The 18,032-nt window shown below is 63.9% G+C and carries 12 protein-coding genes; 4 read left to right on the plus strand and 8 right to left on the minus strand.

From position 1 onward, the window contains the following. Positions 1 to 19: 19 nt before the first annotated feature. The 6 genes from FJ548_RS01075 to FJ548_RS01100 all read right to left on the minus strand — a co-directional run bounded on the left by FJ548_RS01075 (position 20) and on the right by FJ548_RS01100 (position 10,382). On the minus strand, positions 20 to 1,549 hold the full coding sequence (locus FJ548_RS01075; RefSeq protein WP_210242631.1) for an ABC transporter permease subunit: 1,530 nt from the start codon (positions 1,547 to 1,549) through the stop codon (positions 20 to 22). After that, positions 1,546 to 2,580 carry a betaine/proline/choline family ABC transporter ATP-binding protein gene (locus FJ548_RS01080; RefSeq protein WP_140776465.1) on the minus strand — a complete coding sequence of 345 codons (1,035 nt, stop codon included), beginning with the start codon at positions 2,578 to 2,580 and terminating at the stop codon, positions 1,546 to 1,548. The genes FJ548_RS01075 and FJ548_RS01080 overlap by 4 nt, the downstream gene beginning before the upstream one ends. Before the next feature lie 97 nt (positions 2,581 to 2,677). Then, on the minus strand, positions 2,678 to 3,643 hold the full coding sequence (locus FJ548_RS01085; protein ID WP_181168674.1) for a glycine betaine ABC transporter substrate-binding protein: 966 nt from the start codon (positions 3,641 to 3,643) through the stop codon (positions 2,678 to 2,680). Positions 3,644 to 3,886: 243 nt separating this feature from the next. After that, entirely contained in the window at positions 3,887 to 5,449 is a 1,563-nt protein-coding gene (locus FJ548_RS01090) for a trimethylamine methyltransferase family protein (RefSeq protein ID WP_140610959.1), read from the minus strand. A gap of 14 nt (positions 5,450 to 5,463) precedes the next feature. Then, positions 5,464 to 7,929 (minus strand): FAD-dependent oxidoreductase, encoded by a 2,466-nt coding sequence (locus FJ548_RS01095; protein WP_140776337.1) that lies wholly within the window; start codon positions 7,927 to 7,929, stop codon positions 5,464 to 5,466. Then, positions 7,926 to 10,382: an FAD-dependent oxidoreductase gene (locus FJ548_RS01100; RefSeq protein ID WP_140776339.1), complete on the minus strand. Its 2,457-nt coding sequence runs from the start codon at positions 10,380 to 10,382 to the stop codon at positions 7,926 to 7,928. The genes FJ548_RS01095 and FJ548_RS01100 overlap by 4 nt, the downstream gene beginning before the upstream one ends. Before the next feature lie 121 nt (positions 10,383 to 10,503). On the opposite strand from FJ548_RS01100, the gene FJ548_RS01105 reads away from it, so the two are divergent. Further along, positions 10,504 to 11,481, plus strand: coding sequence for a LysR family transcriptional regulator (locus FJ548_RS01105; protein ID WP_140776341.1), 978 nt, complete (start codon positions 10,504 to 10,506; stop codon positions 11,479 to 11,481). A gap of 97 nt (positions 11,482 to 11,578) precedes the next feature. Then, positions 11,579 to 12,907 carry an aspartate aminotransferase family protein gene (locus FJ548_RS01110; RefSeq protein WP_140693787.1) on the plus strand — a complete coding sequence of 443 codons (1,329 nt, stop codon included), beginning with the start codon at positions 11,579 to 11,581 and terminating at the stop codon, positions 12,905 to 12,907. Between the two features lie 430 nt (positions 12,908 to 13,337). Here the strand turns inward: FJ548_RS01110 and FJ548_RS01115 are convergent, their stop codons facing one another. Together FJ548_RS01115 and FJ548_RS01120 are read right to left on the minus strand one after the other, a co-directional pair. Then, positions 13,338 to 14,747 carry a mercuric reductase gene (locus FJ548_RS01115; RefSeq protein ID WP_140776343.1) on the minus strand — a complete coding sequence of 470 codons (1,410 nt, stop codon included), beginning with the start codon at positions 14,745 to 14,747 and terminating at the stop codon, positions 13,338 to 13,340. Between the two features lie 114 nt (positions 14,748 to 14,861). Then, positions 14,862 to 15,608, minus strand: coding sequence for a glucose 1-dehydrogenase (locus FJ548_RS01120; RefSeq protein ID WP_140776344.1), 747 nt, complete (start codon positions 15,606 to 15,608; stop codon positions 14,862 to 14,864). A 112-nt stretch (positions 15,609 to 15,720) separates the two neighbouring features. Between FJ548_RS01120 and FJ548_RS01125 the strand changes: the two genes are divergently transcribed. Together FJ548_RS01125 and FJ548_RS01130 are read left to right on the plus strand one after the other, a co-directional pair. Next, positions 15,721 to 16,611, plus strand: coding sequence for a LysR family transcriptional regulator (locus FJ548_RS01125; protein ID WP_140776346.1), 891 nt, complete (start codon positions 15,721 to 15,723; stop codon positions 16,609 to 16,611). 262 nt (positions 16,612 to 16,873) lie between these two features. Then, entirely contained in the window at positions 16,874 to 17,824 is a 951-nt protein-coding gene (locus FJ548_RS01130; protein ID WP_246671554.1) for a DUF5996 family protein, read from the plus strand. Positions 17,825 to 18,032 lie beyond the last annotated feature (208 nt).

Genomic DNA, 18,032 nt, shown 5'->3' on the forward strand with positions numbered 1-18,032 from the left:
AACGCGAGGGGCCCGGAGGCTACCGGCTGGGCCTTCCCTGCACGATCCGATCGATGATCATGGCGCAGAGCAAAATCGCGAAACCCGCCAGCAGCCCCTGCCCCACCGCCGCATATTGAAGGGCGTTCAAGACGTCCTCGCCAAGTCCCTTGGCACCGATCAGCGAGGCGATGACGACCATGGACAGGCACATCAATATGGTCTGGTTGATGCCGGCCATGATCGAGGGCATCGCAAGCGGCAGATCCACCCGCGTCAGCAGAAACCACCTTGTGGCGCCATAGGCTTGCGCGGCTTCGCGGACGGCCGGCGGCACACCTTGCAGCCCAAGCGCCGTCAAACGCACCACGGGCGGCGTGCCGAAGATCAAGGTGGCGATCACGCCGGGGGGTTTGCCGATGCCGAACAAAGCGATCACGGGGATGAGATAGACGAAGGCGGGCATGGTCTGCATGAAGTCCAGCACCGGCCGCAATGCCGTGTAGACACGGGGCCTGCGCCCACACCAGATGCCGAGCGGAATGCCGATGGCCAGGCAAAGGACCGCGGCGGTGCCCAGCAAGGCCACTGTCTCCAGGCTTTTTTCCCAGAAGCCAAGCACGGCGAGATAGGCCAGCGCGGCTGCGGTGAAGATGGCGACGCGCGGCCCCGCCAATTGCCAGGCAAGGACGAGGATGATCGCCATCGTCACCGGCCAGGGCATTCCCGTCAGCGCATAGGCCAAGCCGTCGAGAACCAGGGATATCGCCCCCGTGACCACGCCGAACACGCCTTCTCCGCTATGCGATATCGCCGCCATCAAGCCATCCAGTCCGGAGGACAGGGCGGCCTGCCAGTCATGATTGGACGGCGCGACGGTGAGCCAGGCGGCCGGTGCCGCGACGGCGAAGCGATAGACGGAAAGCCCGTAGGCGAGGAGACAGAAGACGAGCGCTCCCGTGGCGAGCGGAAAATCGAGCCCGTGCCGCAGCGTGGGCTGCGAGCGCCATCGCGCGAACCGCCGCTCAAGCATCCTGTTGGCGAGAAACCCGGTGATGAGCTTGGCAACAAGCAGCGTGAGGAGACCCGCTCCGATCAGCAGCGGCACTTTCGCCCTCGCCGTTTCCACCTGCTGCCGGGCGGCGCTCGCGGCCTTCTCCAAGGCCGCCGCGGACGATTTCAGGCCTTCGGCATTGTCGGCTCCCGCCGCCGTCGCGGCTTTCGCCTGCTCGGCGCGTGCTTCGGCCTGCTTGGTGAGCCGTTCGGCCCGTGCCATCTCCGCACCGCCCAGATTTCCGGCTGCGCCAACGCCGATCTGAACCACCGCCAGCATCTCGAGGAAGAAGGCGATCCAGAACAGCACCATTGTGCCACGGGCGGCCGCCCACACCGGACCCAGCAGCGCCGCCGCGACGTTGAACGGCCAGACGGCCTTTCGCGCGTCCCTGATGCGGGCGAACATCTCGACGTAATAGGCCGAATTCTGGACCACGAAATCCCGGACAAGACCTTCTTCCGACGACAGGTCGTGCCCGACCATCGGCTTGGCTACCGGATCATGAGCGTTCACGGTCGTGCGCCCTTTCTCAAACCCTCGAGGAGAGCTTGCCTGTCGACGATGCCGACAATCCCGCCGCCATCGGTTACCGCCAGTGGAGCGGCATCCTGGGCGGCGAGTTCGACAAGCTCGGCCAGCGGCTGCTGCGAGGCGACCTTGCGCAACCGATCGATATCCAGCATTGAGCGATCCCGTGCCCTGAAGCTCTCGACGGGTTCCATGATGCGCCGCGCGGTGATGACCGTCAGGCGCGAAATGTCGGCGACGAACTTTGCCACGTATTCGTGCTTCGGCGCGGTGACGATCTCCTCGGGCGTGTCGATCTGGATGATGACACCATCCTTCATGATCGCGATGCGGTCGCCGATGCGGATCGCCTCGTCGAGATCATGCGTGATGAAGACGACCGTCTTGCCTATCGATCGTGACAGGGCGAGGAATTCGTCTTGAAGCTGCCGCCTTATCAGCGGGTCAAGCGCGCTGAACGGCTCGTCCATCAAGAGAATCGCCGAATCCGCGGCCAGCGCCCGAGCCAGCCCGACGCGCTGCTGCATGCCGCCCGAAAGCTCATGGCAATAGCGATCGCCCCAGCCGGACAGGTTGACCTTGGCGAGCGCCGCCTCGGCGACGTCGAAGCGACGCTGCTTGCTTGCCGCCTGGATTTCCAGCGGCAGGGCGACATTGTCGCGAACCGTCCGGTGTGGAAGCAGGCCGAAGCTTTGAAACACCATGCCGATCTTGCGGGACCGCAGCGCCCTGAGTTCGGACGGCGTCTTGGCCATGATGTCCTCGCCGTCGACGAAAATCTTGCCGGCCGACGGTTCGAGAAGACGGTTGATATGGCGGATCAGCGTCGATTTCCCGCTGCCCGAAAGCCCCATGACGCAGAAGATCTCCCCTGGGGCGACCGAGATGCTGACGTCGGCCACGCCGACCACGCAGCCGAAGCGCTTGACCACCTCGTCCTTGTCGAGATGCTCGCGCAGGATGGCCGTCATCGCCTCCGGCGCCCGGGCGCCGAAGACTTTCCAGACATCTTCCATGACAATGGCGGCGGGACCGGCGGCGGCGTCCACGTCTATCGATCCCGCCTGGCGGCCAACAGGTGGTGAAGGCAGCCAACCGTGCGCCGGGCGACCGTCAGTGGCCGAACCACTTCGCCACGTCCTGAGGATGGGCCTTGATCCATTCCTTGGCCACATCGTCCGCCGGCTTCTTGTCGACGATGATTGCATAGGCCCATTTGCTGATGTCGTCCGGGTTGAAGGCGATGCGCTCCAGCGCCGCGGTCAGGTCCGGTTGGCGTTGCGCAAGCGAGGCAGCATAAGCAACGTGCACGGTTGTGTCAGCATAGGCGGATGAGACTTTCGACTTTTCGAACCATTGCGGGTCGTCATTGGGCTGCACGACGACAAATTTCGCCGGATCGTTTTTCGGCTCGGTCAGGAAGGCGAGCTTATAGCGGGCGAAATTCTGGTGCGGGCTGTAGCAATAGCCGACCCATGGCTTGTCGGCCTTGGCGGCGCGGTCGAGCGAAGCCGCCGCCACCGCTTCATCGGTTACCTGAAGGTCGAAGAAATCGGCAAAACCGTAATCGCGCGCCCGAACCTTCTCGATGTTGGTCGATTGCCAGCCTGATGCGCCGATCCAGATTTCACCCTTGCCGTCACCATTGGTGTCGAAAAGCTTGGCATTGTCCGGGTTGGCGAGATCCGAAACATCCTTGATACCATATTTGTCGACGGTGACCTGGGTGACGCAGTAGCCCTGCTTGGCCTCGTAGCCATTTTGCGCAAGCTTCACGGTGCCGGCGCCCTTCACATATTTGTCGACGAGGCCCTGCTGGTTCGGCAGCCAGACGTCCGGCCAGATGTCCACCTCGCCCTTATTGCGGCTCATCGCCTCCCAGATCACCGGGACGGCGGTGGTGGTCACCGTCGAAACCTCCAGCCCCAATTCCTGTTGGGCGGCGTCCTTGATGACGTTCATGACCGCTGTCGCGGTGGCGTAGTTCGGATCAGGCATCGTCACGTCCGCGGCGAGCGCCGAAGACACCGGCATCAGCAACAGAGCGCCGAATGCCGTTTCGAGTAGATAGCGTTTCATGATGTTCCCCATTGCGCTGATTTCGTTCAGTCTATCCATCAGGTTAGCGGAACGCGCGGCCAATCCATCCCAAAATTCCTCGCATTAGGAAAAACGATGAGCCGCATAAGGTCACCCCCTCGCAGCCGCATGCTCCAGACCGAATGGCACCAGATCAGGATGACGTTTCGCCATCCTGATCTGTCTCTTCGCCAGAGCATGATCTTTCCCGAAAACCGGTTCCCACTTTTTGGGGATCATGCTCTAGAAATACGCCTGATCCGGCTCGCTGGCCTTGCGGCCGGCGATGAAAGCCTGCAGCGCCTCGTCGATGGCCGGATCGAGGCCCGGATCCTGATACTCATCAAGCAGCCGTTTCCACTGCCGGTTGGCGCGCTGGGCGGCGTCGAGGCGCCCATCCTCGTTCCATTGTTCGAAGGAGTTGTTGTCGCTGCTGGTGGACCGGTAGAAAGCCGACAGGAAATTGGACTGCGTGTGCGCACTGCCGAGGAAATGCGATCCCGGTCCGACCGCTTCGATCGCCTCCATCGCCTGTGCGTTGGCCGATAGATCGATGCCCTCGAACAGGCTGGCGACCTTGCCGCAAAGATCGGCGTCGATGACCGTCTTCTCGAAGCCGGTGACCAGTCCGCCTTCCAGCCAGCCGGTGGCGTGGTTGATCACATTGGCGCCGGCAAACATCGACATCAGGATCCCCCAGGTCGCTTCCTGTTCGGCCTGGGCGTCGGGAAGCTTGGATGCCGACAGTGAGCCGACAGTGTGGAACGGCACGCCGACGCGACGCGCCAGTTGCCCGCACGCCAGCACCATCTTGCCTGCTTCCGGCGTGCCGAAGGTCGGCGCACCGCTCTGCATCGAGATGGTGCTGGCAAAGCTTCCCATCAGGCAGGGCGCTCCCGGGTTGATCAGTTGCACAAGGCTGAGACTAGCGAGCGCTTCCGCCAGCACCTGCGCCAGCGTGCCGGCGACAGTGCACGGGCTCATCGCGCCAGCCAGAGTCCAGGGCGTGCAGGCTACCGGCTGGTTGTTGCGGGCATAGACCTTCAGCGAGCCGGACATGTTGGCGTCGAGCACCAGCGGCGCATTGGTGTTGGACACGTTGTAGAGCACGGCGTTGTTGGCGACGAACTCTTCGCCGAACACGATCTTGGCCATGTCGACGGCGTCCTGTGCCCGCTTCGAACCGATGAAGGCGCCCATGAACGGCCGGTCGGAATGGCGGATATGCGTGTAGAGCATATCGAGGTGGCGCTTGTTGGCCGGCAGATCAACAGGCTCGCAAACCACGCCGCCCGAATGATGCAGATGCGGGATCATCTGGTGGATCTTTACCAGGTCGCGAAAATCGCCGATCGTGGCATAGCGACGACCACGATCGAGGTCGTGGACGAAGGGCGGTCCCCAGGACGGGCACAGCACGGTATTGTCACCGCCGATCATCACCGTGTTGGCGGGGTTGCGGGCATGCTGCCTGAATTGGGAAGGTGCCGTGGCGCGGATGATCTTGCGGCACATGCCCGGTTCGAAGCGTACCCTCGTGCCCTGCACGTCGGCGCCCGCCTCACGGAAGATGTCGAGGATTTCCGGGTCGTCATGGAACTCCATGCCAATCTCCTTGAGCAGCCGGTCGGCATTCGCCTCGATCAGGCTCAGCCCTTCCTCGTCGAGGATGTTGAAGGTGCCGATCCGGCGGCTGATGTAGGGACGGCGCGGTGCCTGCTGCGCCATGCGCTGGCCCTGCCTTCCAGCCCTGCCCCCGGTTCGCGGTGCGTGAGCTTCGGTGGTGATTGTCGCGTCCGTGTTCATCTTTTTCTCCGACATCAGGCAAGCGTGAAGGCAACGGGTTGCGCGGCATGGACGCCACGCGGGCGCAGATTGCCAGGATCGTAGGGGGTTTCGCGGAGTTCCCGCGCAGCCAGTTCTTTTCCGAGGATCGAAACGCTCAGCCCTTCGGCAGAGACACCAGGGCGCAGATAGGCAAGGGCAATGGTCTTGCCAGTGCGGAAGCCGTGGGCGCCGGAGGTGACGATCCCAACCGGCCGGCCCGCCTGCAACACCGCATGGGCGTAGAAAGGCAGCCTTTCGGCGTCATCATCGATCTCGAGAAGCACCATTGTCCAGGTGCTATCGCCGACGCGTGCAAGCATGGCCTCGCGGCCGATGAAATCCCGCCCCTCGGTTTTGACCAGGGCATCCAACCCCGCTTCCAGCGGTGTCCGCTCCGTCGTCAGGTCGGCACCCCAGGCACGATAGCCTTTCTCCAGCCGCATCGCGTTCAGGGCGTGGATGCCGAACGGGCGCAGGTCGAAACGCCGGCCAGCCCTGGTGACCGCATCGTAGAGCTTGCCGAATTGCGCCAGCTGGACGTGAAGCTCCCATCCCAGTTCGCCGGCATAGGACACTCTGAGCGCCGCCGCCTTGATGCCGGCGACCCGGATGATCTGCGCGGAAAACCAGGGAAATCCCGCGTTGGACAGATCGGCCTCGCTCACCGTTTCGAGCAGATCGCGGGCGCGGGGGCCCATGATGGCGAGCACGCCGCGCCTTTCGGTGACATTGTCGATTGTTACATTCGCAAAGGCCGAGGCGCGGGAGCGCAGCAGGTCCTCGTCATGCCGCTCCGCCACAGCGGCGCTGGTCAGGTAGAACCAGTCATCACCGAGGCGGGTCACCGTGAATTCCGACGCGACGCCGCCCTTTGCCGTCAGCACATGAACGAGGCCGATGCGGCCCTGGCGTGTTGGCGGACGATTGGCGCCAAGCGAGGCCATGAACGCGCTCGCCTCGGGGCCGCCAACTTCGAACTTGGAAAAGGCGGACAGATCGATGGCGCCGACACCATCGCGCACGGCGAGACATTCACCGCGCGCCGCTTCAAACCAGCCGGGCCGGCGAAAGGTCAGCGGCGGATTGCGATCGACCCCGCCGATGGCAAACCAGTTCGGCCGTTCCCAGCCATAGGCGGCGCCCAGCACCGCACCCTGGCTTTTCTGGAGGTCGAGCGCCGGCGTGGTGCGGCGCGGACGCCCGGCTTCGCGCTCTTCATAGGGATAGTGGATGCCGAACTGCAGGCCGAACCCTTCGACCGCCCTGTCGATGCGATAATCCCGATCGGCATAGTTGCCGAACCTGCGTGGATCGATGGCAAGCGCATCGCTTGGTGGCGTACCATCGACGATCCAGTCGGCGAGGAAGCGGCCGGCGCCCCCGCCTTCCATCACTCCCATGCTCGAGCCGGTCAGCAACCAGGCGTTATCAAGGCCGAATGCTGGACCGATCAGCGGGTTGGCATCCGGGGTGAAGGTGATGGGCCCGTTGACCACCGTCTTGATGCCGGCATTGGCGAGTGCCGGGACGCGCTCCATAGCCAGCGCGATGATGTGCTCGACGCGGTCCAGGTCCGGCGGCAGCAACTCCATGCCGAATTCGGGCGGCACCCCATCGATTGCCCAGGGCTGGGCCGACTTTTCATAAGGGCCGACGATATAGCCGTCGCGTTCCTGACGTAGATACCAGCTTTCTTCCGGATCGCGGATGATCGGCAGTTCGCTGGCGCCGGCGGCGATGCGCTCGGCAATCTCGGAAACGGTGTCGGTCACGACGTACTGGTGCAGCATCGGCACGACCGGCAGGTCGAGACCCATCATCGCGCCGATCTCGCGGCACCAGGTGCCGGCGGCATTCACCACATGCTCGGCCACAATGTCGCCCTGCGTCGTGCGGACGAGCCACTCGCCGGATGCCTTGCGTTCGATCGCCAGAACGGGATTGTGGCGGACGATCTCGGCGCCGCGCGAGCGCGCGCCGGCCGCCATTGCGTTGGTCGCCAGTGTCGGGTCGACATGGCCGTCATTGGGCTCGTAGATCGCCCCGATAATGCCGTCGGTCAGGCAGAGCGGATAGATCTGCTTGAGTTCTTCCGGGCTCAGGATGTGGAATTCATGGCCCACGAACCGGCCGAGCCCCTGCACATGGCGGAATTCATCCATGCGATCCCGAGAGCGGGTGATGCGCAGCGCGTCGCTGGCATGGAAACCTGTCGGCAGCCCGGTCTCGGCGGTCAGGATTTCCCGATAGAGCCGCACCGAATGCGCACGCATCTCCATGATCGTCGCATTGTGGGCGAAATGCGTGCAAAGGCCGGCGGCATGCCAGGTGGAACCGGCGGTCAGCTCATGCTTCTCGACGAGGACGACGTCGCTCCAGCCGCGCTTGGCCAAGTGGTAGAGCAGGGAAACGCCCATGGCTCCACCACCGATAATAACGACACGGGCATGCTGCCTCATGAAACTGTCTCCTCGCAGCCGCGCATCCGCGCTCCAGTTGGGTCATAGGGCGGTTTGTCGAGCGCCCTCAGCGTATGGCGCGTGCCGGCCACCGCGATCTCGTAATTGGAAGCCTGTAGCTGTGCTTTCGTCTCGCCCGGCTCGCAGGCGACATAGCCAAGACAAAGGCTCAGGCCGGTTCGCGAACCAAGACCGCCCGACGTGGTCAGGCCGGCAAGTTTGCCGTCCCGATAGATCGGCTCATCATGAAGCAGAAGCGGATTGGCGCCGTCGACCGCGAAGTGCACAAGCCGGCGGCTGACGCCCTCGGATTTCTGCGCCAGCAGCACGTCGCGGCCGATGAAATCATTCTTCTTCCAGGAGACCGCGAAGGACAGGCCAGCCTCCAGCGGCGTGTCCTTCGGCCCGATATCGTGCCCCCAATGGCGATAGCCCTTCTCAAGGCGGCAGCCATCCAGCGCATAATGGCCGCAGAAGACGAGGCCGTGGGCGCTGCCCGCCGCGGCTATCGTGGCGAGCAGGCTTTGCGCGCATTCGACCGGCACATAGAGCTCGAAGCCGAGTTCGCCGACGAAGCTGACGCGGGTGGCCCGGACACTGACCATGCCGATGTCGATGCGGCGCGAGGTCGAGAACAGGAAAGCGGCGTCGGAAAGATCCGCGTCGGTCAGGCTTTGAAGCAGGTCGCGGGATCGCGGCCCCATGACGCCGAGCACGGCTTCCGAAGACGTCGCGTCGAAGACCGAGACATCGAGGCCAAGATCCTCAGCGTGGCGCCTGATCCAGGCAAGATCCTTCTGCCTTGTCGCCGCACCGGAGATCACGCGGAACGCGTGGTCGCCGTCGCGGGTCACGGTCACGTCGGCCTCGATGCCGCCCCGAGCATTGAGCATCTGCGTATAGACGGCCCGGCCTTCGGCGACATCGACGTCATTGGCGCAAAGCCTCTGCACCAACGTCGCTGCGTCGCGGCCAACGATATCGAGCTTGGTGAAAGGGGAGAGCTCGAACAGGCCGACGCCCTGGGCCATGCGGCCGGCTTCCGCTTTCGCAGCACCCCACCATGGCTGCGCGCCGACCGAATAGCGGACCGCTCGCGCAGCCTCGTCCCGGCCGAACCAGAGCGGCCGCTCCCACCCTGTCGGCGCACCGAAAACAGCGCCGGCAGCCGCGAAAGTCTGGTGAAAGGCAGAACACCTGACGTCGCGCCCCGCACTCGCCTGCTTGTAGGGCCAGTGCATACGGAACAGATCGGCGACCGCTTCCTCCATCCTGGCGCCGACAAAGCATCTTGACGCGGCGGACCGGTCGAAGCGGGCAATGTCGAGCGCCCACAGATCAAGGCCTGGTTCGCCGTCGACGATCCATTCGGCCATCGCCTTGCCGGCACCGGCCGAAGACATCATGCCGGTGGAGTTGAAGCCGGCGGCGACATAGAAGCCGCGCAGGTAGGGCGACTCCCCCATGAGCGGCCGCGTATCGGGCGTGAAGCTCTCGGGACCGTTCATGAAGTGCCTGATGCCGGCTTGCGACAGCGCCGGCAGAAGTTTAAGTCCGGCCGACATGAACGGCTCGAACTGCTCCCAGTCCTCCGGCAGTTCGAGGAATGGCCTATCGCCAGCCGGTCCGCGAACGTCGAAAATCTTGGCGTTCGGTTCGAACCCACCCAGAACCAGCTTGCCGGAATCGCCCTTGACGTAGATGCCCTCGTCGAGATCGCGCACGATAGGAAACGGATCCTGCAGGCCGGCAATCGGCTCCGTCACCACATACATGTGCTCGACGGCCTGCAGCGGCACCGGAACGCCGGCCAGAGCGCCGATGTCGCGCGCCCAGGCGCCGGCGCAGTTCACCACCGTCGCGCAATCGATGGTGGCGCCCGACGCCAGCTTGACGCCGGCGACCCTGCCGTTGTTCGTCACGAAGCCAGTGCAGACGGCCCCTTCCAGGATGCGGATGCCGGCGGCGCGAGCGCCCTTGGCATAGGCCGCGCAGATGTCGACCGGATTGGCCTGCCCATCCTCTTCGACCCACAGCGCGCCCTCGACGCCGTCCGGGACGATGCCGCGCACGCGCCCGGCAACGCCAGCGCTGTCGATCATCTCGACCGTCAGGCCACAGACATCGCCCATATGCGCGATACGCTTCAGCTCGTCCATTCGCTCCGGCCTGCGCGCGAGCCACAGGCCGCCGGTCCGCCGATATCCCGAGGCCTGGCCGGTCCGCTCCTCCAGGCGTGGAAACAGTTCGGTCGCATATTGCGCAAGCCTTGTGAGATTGAGGCTGGCGCGCAGCGGACCGACGATGCCAGCGGCATGCCAGGATGTGCCGCTGGTCAGTTGGTGACGCTCCAGCAGAACGACGTCGGTCACCCCGAGTTCGGCGAGATGATAGGCTATGCCGAGGCCAATGACGCCGCCGCCAATGATCACGATGCGTGCGCTGTCATTCACCGGGCAAATACCTTTGTTGGGATCGAACGGCGCGATCTTTTCCCGGCAAGCCTCTTGCACTCAATCGAATTTTTGCAACATTAGGAAAACTTATGAAGATATCGCGCACTGGAGTTAGCGGGTGAAGAGCGGCAGTTTCGATTTCAATCTGTTTCGATCCATCGAGGTCTTTGCGGCCGTCGTGGAAACAAGGCATGTCACCCAGGCGGCACAAATGCTGGGCATGACGCAGTCCGCCGCTTCGCAGCACCTGAAGAACCTCGAGACCGCGCTTGGCGTCAGCCTGATCGACCGCAATCTGCGCCCGATCGAACTGACCAAGGCAGGCATCGCATTGCATCGCCGCGCCATTGCCATCCTGGCCGAGGTGGAGGGGCTGCGCACCGACGCGCGGCGGGTCAATGCCGCGCCGCTGCCGCTGCTGCGTGTCGCGCTTCTGGCCTCGATCGCGACGACGTTGGCGCCGGCACTTTCCGTGCTGGCTCGAAACACTTTCGGCATTCCCGAACTCAGTCTCTTCGCCGGCCTGGCGACCGATCATGTCGCGCTGTTGCGGGCCCGACGCGCCGACCTTGCCGTCACCTCTGGCGAGCTTTTCGAGATCGAGGGGCTAACGCGTTATCCAATCATGACGGAGAAGTTTCTGCTGGTAACGCCGAAGGGCTTCGCCGGCGATGTCGGCGACATCGTCAAGCTCTCCAAGAAGCTGGCCTTCGTGCGGTTTTCCAGGGAAACGCCGGTCGGCCTGCGGGTCGACCAGCATCTGAGCCGGCTGCGCATCGAAATCCCGCGCACCATGGAAGGCGACCGTTCGAGCGTGGTCATGGCGCCTGTCGCCGCCGGGATGGGCTTTGCGATCCTGACACCGACCTTGCTCATCGATGGGCTGGCGGAAGGCATGGAGATCGACGTGCACGCTTTGCCGTTCACCGGGCTGTCGCGCAACATCCTGCTGGTGGCGCGGGAACGCGAACTGGGCAACCTCCCGGAAGCCTTCGCCACGCGCACCGCCGAGGTGCTGACGAATGCGATCCGTACGCGCCTGCCTGGCCTTCCTCCCGATTGCTATGTGGTCGACCGCCCCGCATTGCACGACTAATCGGCCCCATAATTTAAACTGATGGATATCTTTGGCGGTTCACACATCCCTCATTCAGTGCTCAATCCCTGTCGGGTTCCCAACACAGGAGACGGGCATGAATGCTCCTCACGCTCATTCGAATCTGGAGATCGACTGGTCGAGCGAGGCGATCGTCGACCGGCGAAACCGCTTCTATGCGGCATCGCAGCGCAAGTTCGTTCCTTACAAGGACCCGCTGATCATCAAGCGCGGCAAGGGCCAGTATGTCTGGGATGACAAGGACCGCAAATACATCGACCTGCTCGGCATGAACCTCTGCATTTCTGTCGGCCATGCGCACCCGCAGGTGGTGAAGGCCACCACCGAGCAGCTCGCCGAACTCACACATTGCACGACGATGTTCTATCACCCGGTTCCCGCCCAATATGCCGAGGAACTGGTGGCGACGATGCCAGCGGGCCATGATTGGGTGGTGCATTTCACCAACAGCGGCGCCGAGGCGATCGACCTTGCCTTGCTGATGGCCCGCAGCCACACCGGCAACATCGATATGCTCGCACTTGCCTCAAGCTATCATGGCGCCACCTTCGGAGCGCAATCGCTGACGGGAATATCGGGATTTCGCCATCCCGTCCCACAGCTCGGCGGGGTGACCTTCGTGGCCGAGCCCAACCAGTATCGCGGTATCCACGGCGAAGGCGTCGAGCCCTATTTGAACGAGGTCGAGCGGGCCATAGCCAGTTCGACCAGCGGCAGGTTGGCTGGCATGATCATCGAGCCGGTACAAGGCTATGGCGGCATCGTGCCGATGCCCCACGGCTACATTTCCGGCGCGTTCGAGCGCGTGCGCGCGGCCGGTGGTCTTTGCATCATTGACGAGGTGCAATCGGGCGTCGCACGCACTGGCGATGCCTTCTGGGCATTCGAGTCGCACGGCGTCATTCCCGATATCGTCGTTGTCGCCAAAGGCGTCGGCAATGGCATCCCGCTTGGCGCCGTCATCGCCAAACGAGACGTCGCCGAATCCATGGCGGACAAGTTTCTTTTCCATACTTACGGCGCCAATCCCGTCGCCTGTGCCGCCGGGCGCGCGGTTCTCAAGGTGATCCGCGAAGAGCGCTTGCAAGAGAATGCGCGAACGGTCGGCGCCGCACTGAAGACGAGGCTGCAGGAGCTCAAGAACCATTCTCGCCTGATCGGCGACATCAGGGGGGAAGGTCTCATGCTTGCCATCGAGTTGGTGAAGGATCAGACGACGAAGGAACCCGCACCCGAGGCCACACTCGCGATCTTCGAAGAAAGCCGGCGCAACGGCCTCGTGGCGAGCCGATCCGGACCTTATAGAAGCGTCATCAGGATGTGCCCGCCGCTTTGCCTGTCGATGGCGGACGTGGACGATGTGATGGAGCGATTTGTCAGGAGCTTCCAGAGCATCACGGCTTGATGATCAACCGTTCGCCGTCGTCCGGCGGGATGAGAACGCACGCTCCCTCCGTGTTCCAGCCTGTCGCGCGAGGCACCAAGACCAAGGGGCCTGCCATCGGCGTTATCCTTACGGAACACCGTGCGGGCCGCTGACGAGGAGCGCCGAGGCATGTCCAAGAGCGATCAGGACTTCCTGATGGAGAAATGCGAAGAAGCGGCGAGGAGCAAGCCCTACGCTCCATTCTGCGAGAAGGTCAGGGTACTCCGCGGCGCCAACAGGTAGCGCCCCTGGAAACGATCTCCACAGGGCGAAGAGGCCTGCCTCGGCTCCAGCCGGGGCGGGCCAGCATTGACGTGGTGGACTTCGGATGGGCAATGCCAGGGCCGAGGGGAGGCAGCGCCACATCGAGAATTGCACGAAGGCGGATCCCGACTATGGCGCGGCGTCCTCATTCGACATGTTGCCCGGACCTCGGCGGCACATTGGCCAGCAGCGGCCCAAGTCCCTCGGCGATCGTCAGGTGCGTGATGGCGGCGTCGCGCAGCTTCGGATAGGGCAGGTTCGCCAGCATCGCCGTCTGCACCGTCGCCAGAACCTCGCCGGCCTCGGAGCCGATCATCGTGAAGCCGAGAATGCGGTCGTCGTCGCCGCCAACGACCACCTTCATGAACCCCTGCGTTTCGTCCGTCGCCTCGGTGCGCAGCACAGCGCTCATCGGCAGCCTAGCGACGCGCACGATGACGCCCTGGCGTTGCGCCTCGCCCTCGCTCAGGCCGATGCGGGCGAGCGGCGGATCGGTAAACATGGTGTAGGGCACCAGCCGGTCGCGCGTGCTGCGGTGTCCGCCGGCCAGATTATCCCTGATGATACGGAAGTCGTCGACCGATATATGCGTGAACTGCGGACTGCCGGCGCATTCGCCGAGCGCCCAGACATCGGGTGCGGCCGTCTCCAGCCGTTCGTTGACACGGATAAAGCCACGGGCGTCCAGCATGACGCCGGCCTTGTCGAGGCCTATGCCGGTGGTGTTCGGGATGCGACCGGCGGCAACGAGCAGATGGCTGCCCTCGATTGTCCGCTCGCCCGAAGCGGTGCGCACCGTCACGCTGACCTCTTCGCCGGAGCGGCCGCGCACCGCAAGAGGTTCGGCGCCAACATGGAACTCGATGCCCTCGCCCTCGAGAAGCCGTTGCATCTCCTCGGCGATGTCGCGGTCCTCGCGGCCGACAAGCTGAGGTCCGGCTTCGATCACAGTCACCCGGCTGCCGAAGCGTCGATAGGCCTGCGCCATTTCCAGCCCGACATAACCGCCGCCGAGCACGATGAGATGCGGCGGCAAGGCGTCCAGCTCAAGGGCACCGATATGGGTGAGCGGCTGGGCTTCCTCGATTCCGGGAATGCTGGGGATCGCCGCATGCGTACCGACATTGATGACGACCTTGTCGCCAGTGAGCAGGCGCATGCCGCCTTCGTTCAGCGCAACTTCGATCGTCTTCGGGCCGACGAAGCGCCCGCTGCCCATGATCAGCTCCGCGCCGCTGGTCTTGTAGGCATCGAGATGAAAGGCGATCTCGCGCTCGACCATCTCCTGCTTGCGCCGGCGGACCTTGGCCATGTCGGTCGAGACGGGACCGGTCGACGTGCCGAACTGAGCGGCGTTGCGCACGAGATGCGCGACCCGTGCGCTCCACACCTCGTTCTTGCTGGGCAGGCAGGCGACGGCGGGACAAGAGCCGCCGACCCAGCGGCGTTCGACGACCGCAACGCGCTGGCCGGATCGGCCAAGATGCCAGGCAAGCGCCTTGCCGCCCTGGCCGCTGCCGAGGATCAGGAAATCATAATGTTCTGGATGGGACATGAGCTTTCTCCGCTGCATTCCGGAAAGGATAATGGCACATCCGACGGCAAGCGGACGAGTCCGCTCGCCTGCCGCCGCTCTTCGCGCTAGATGCCGGGCTCGCCAGGCAAGCCGTCAGCGCTGCCCGCCGGAGGCGGTGATGCGTTCGCCCGTCAGCCAGGCGGACTGGTCGGAGGCGAGGAACACGGCCACGCGTGCGATGTCGTCCGGCTGTCCAAGCCGTCCCATCGGCAAGCTCGCGCCGATGGTCCTGGCGGTCTCGCCCTCGATGCCCGCGACCGCCAGGCCTTCGGTTTCCGTCATGCCCGGGGCGATCGCGTTGACGCGGATCTTGCGGCCGGCGAGTTCGTTGGCGAGCGCCTTGGTGATGGTGTCCACCGCACTCTTGGAGGCCGAATAGACGACCGAATTCGGTACTGGGTTGGCACTCGAAATCGTACTGAGATTGATCACGCTGCCGCCATGGCCGTCAAAAGCCCTTGCCGCTTCCTGCGTCGTCAGGATCGTGCTCAGCACGTTGGTATCGAATTGGCGATGAAATTCCGCTTCCGTCACCTCCTCCAGCGGCCCGAAACGGTATACGCCGGCATTGTTGACGAGGATGCTGGGCGTACCGAAGGTGGCCTTCGTCTCGGCGAAGAGCCGCTTCACGTCGGCGCCCTTGCTGACATCGGCCTGGATCGCAACGGCCTTGCCGTCGTCGCGCAGGATGTCGCCAACCACCCTGTCCGCGTCTTCCTTGCTCGAGCCGTAGTTGACCACCACCGCAGCGCCCGCCTTTGCGAATTGCCGGGCGATTGCCGCGCCGATCCCTTTCGAGGCGCCGGTGACGATCGCTACCTTGCCTTTCAACTCATCCATGATCTTTCTCCTTCCTGTGAACCGCCGCCAATCGGCGTGTTGGTCAGGAGATAAATCATGCATCAGGCAGCGAGTAGCGCCGCTCGCATCATATGATATATACGTGTCCAGTATGAATGATCGGCTTCAGCAACTTGCGATTTTCGTCCGCACGGTCGAGACCGGAAGCTTTTCCAAAGTGGCCCGCGAGTTCGCGTTGTCACAGCCTTCCGTCTCGCGCACGGTGGCGGCGCTCGAGGAGCGGCTCGGCGTCAAGCTGCTGACGCGGACCACGCGCCAGCTCTCTCTCACCGATGCAGGCGAAGCGCTGCTTTCCAGGGCGCGCGAGGCGCTTGCGGGCGTCGAGGAAGCGGAAAACGCCGCGCGCGGCGCGGACAGGCTGTCCGGCGTTCTGCGTGTGGCGCTGCCGGCGACCTTCGGCGCCAGGCAGATCGTGCCGCTTTTGCCTGGTTTCCTCGATCGGCATCCCCAGCTCAAGATCGATCTCATGATGTCCGATCGCTACGAGAACCTCGTTGCCGAGGGCGCCGACATGGCGCTTCGTCTCGGCAATCAGCCGGATTCCAGCTTCGTGGCGCGCAAGCTTGCCACCGCCCGTCGCCTCTTCGTCGCTTCGCCCGACTACCTTGCGCGCCGTGGCACGCCGAGGACCCTTGCCGATCTTGCTCAACATCATCTCGTCGGCGGCCCGGGCGACGGCGGCGAGCAGAATTGGACGGCCCATCGCGATGGTGTGATCGAGGTCCACCCGGTCGATCCGCGGGTGCGGACCCGTTCGGCGACAGGCGCAGTTGCCTCCGCGAGCGCCGGCCTCGGCATCGCGATCGCCTCGGCATGGATGTGCGCCGAAGAACTCGCCTCCGCGAGATTGGTGGAAGTCCTGGCCGATTATCGGCTCGAGCCTACAACCGCATATGTGGTCTTCCAGGCAGGGCGGCGCCCTTCGCAGAAAGCGCGTGCATTCAGCGATTACCTCGAGCAGGTGCTGGTGGCCGAACGGTAATCGAACCGCTCGCTGAGACCACATTGCTGTGCCAGTCAAGCCGGAGAGATGCGAACACGTGCATTGCTCCCCGACCAACGAGGCCAATGCGGCACCATGGTTCTGGGTGGCGATCGCCTTGTGCCGGGCTGGCCAATCGTCGGGCGGTCCCCATATAGTGCCTCCATCGTAGCTTGCGGTTAGCGGGCGTGGCGGGCAGATGGATTATCTTCCGACGGGAGACGCACGCGCCCGTCCGGAGCCTCAACGAAGGGAGAAGACCTTGTCGTCTGCCGATGATCTGGAACGCTGGCCGGACCTGCCTTACGCAGCCTGGAAGGACACTTACGAGACCCTCCACTTATGGACCCAGATCGTCGGCAAGATCCGCTTGATGCGCGAGCCCTGGCTGAACCATTCCTGGCATGTGCCGCTTTACGTGACCGCTCGCGGCTTGACGACCTCGCCGATCTCCATGGGTGGGCGAGCATTTCAGATCGATTTCGATTTCATAGACCATCTGCTGTGGCTGAGGACGAGCGAGGGTCACATCCGGCAAATCATGCTCGCACCCAAAACCGTGGCGGAGTTCTATGGCGAAGTAACGCTCGCGCTGGACGAACTCGGGCTCGCCACGCCGATCTTCACCCAACCGTCCGAGATCGCCGACGGCATCCCGTTCGATCAGGACCGTGTTCATGCCGCTTACGACCGCGACTATGCCAACCGCTTCTGGCGCATCCTGCTTTCGACGCACGCGGTCTTTTCGCGATTTCGCACGGGATTCCTGGGCAAAGTCAGTCCCGTGCATTTCTTCTGGGGCGGTTTCGACCTCGCGGTCACGCGCTTTTCGGGCAGGCGGGCACCGCTGCATCCCGGCAGCGTGCCCGGCCTGCCGGACACGGTGGCCCGCGAAGCATATTCGCACGAGGTGTGCAGCGCCGGGTTTTGGCCGGGTGGCGGCCCGATCGACTACCTAACCTTCTATTCCTATGCCTATCCGGCGCCGGAAGGCTATGCATCGGCTGCTGTCCAGCCACCACAGGCGTTCTTTTCCAAGGAGTTCGGTGAATTCCTCCTGCCCTACGATGCCGTGCGCCGGGCGCGGGATCCGGAAGCCACGCTCATGTTGTTTCTGCAGAGCACCTACGAGGTGGCGGCCGACCTCGGCAAATGGGATCGCGACGCACTGGAATGCTCCGTCGGCGTGCCCTGTCGGCCGCGCCCGCTGTAGATTGGTGGCGGCCATGCCTTGCGCAATCACGCGTCCAGGCACCGCCGCCAGGGGCGACCGACAAAGGAATGGCGTGAAGGACGTAAACTTTTTTGTCCGACAGGCGTTGTTCGTTCTCCAGACCGGGAGACAGCCATGCCAGATGAAATCGCAAATCGCCGGCTAGGCCGCCAAGCAACGCCAGCGCAACAATCGGTACTCTTTGATC

This window comes from Mesorhizobium sp. B2-4-17, assembly GCF_006441275.1.
In the GTDB taxonomy this organism is placed as follows: domain Bacteria; phylum Pseudomonadota; class Alphaproteobacteria; order Rhizobiales; family Rhizobiaceae; genus Mesorhizobium.

Excerpts from the sequence above, each read along its gene's own strand:
- FJ548_RS01080 (WP_140776465.1), bottom strand. The coding sequence starts at position 2,580 with ATGGAAGATGTCTGGAAAGTCTTCGGCGCCCGGGCGCCGGAGGCGATG.
- FJ548_RS01120 (WP_140776344.1), bottom strand. The coding sequence starts at position 15,608 with ATGGATGAGTTGAAAGGCAAGGTAGCGATCGTCACCGGCGCCTCGAAA.
- FJ548_RS01110 (WP_140693787.1), top strand. The coding sequence starts at position 11,579 with ATGAATGCTCCTCACGCTCATTCGAATCTGGAGATCGACTGGTCGAGC.
- FJ548_RS01095 (WP_140776337.1), bottom strand. The coding sequence starts at position 7,929 with ATGAGGCAGCATGCCCGTGTCGTTATTATCGGTGGTGGAGCCATGGGC.
- FJ548_RS01125 (WP_140776346.1), top strand. The coding sequence starts at position 15,721 with ATGAATGATCGGCTTCAGCAACTTGCGATTTTCGTCCGCACGGTCGAG.
- FJ548_RS01090 (WP_140610959.1), bottom strand. The coding sequence starts at position 5,449 with ATGAACACGGACGCGACAATCACCACCGAAGCTCACGCACCGCGAACC.
- FJ548_RS01115 (WP_140776343.1), bottom strand. The coding sequence starts at position 14,747 with ATGTCCCATCCAGAACATTATGATTTCCTGATCCTCGGCAGCGGCCAG.
- FJ548_RS01085 (WP_181168674.1), bottom strand. The coding sequence starts at position 3,643 with ATGAAACGCTATCTACTCGAAACGGCATTCGGCGCTCTGTTGCTGATG.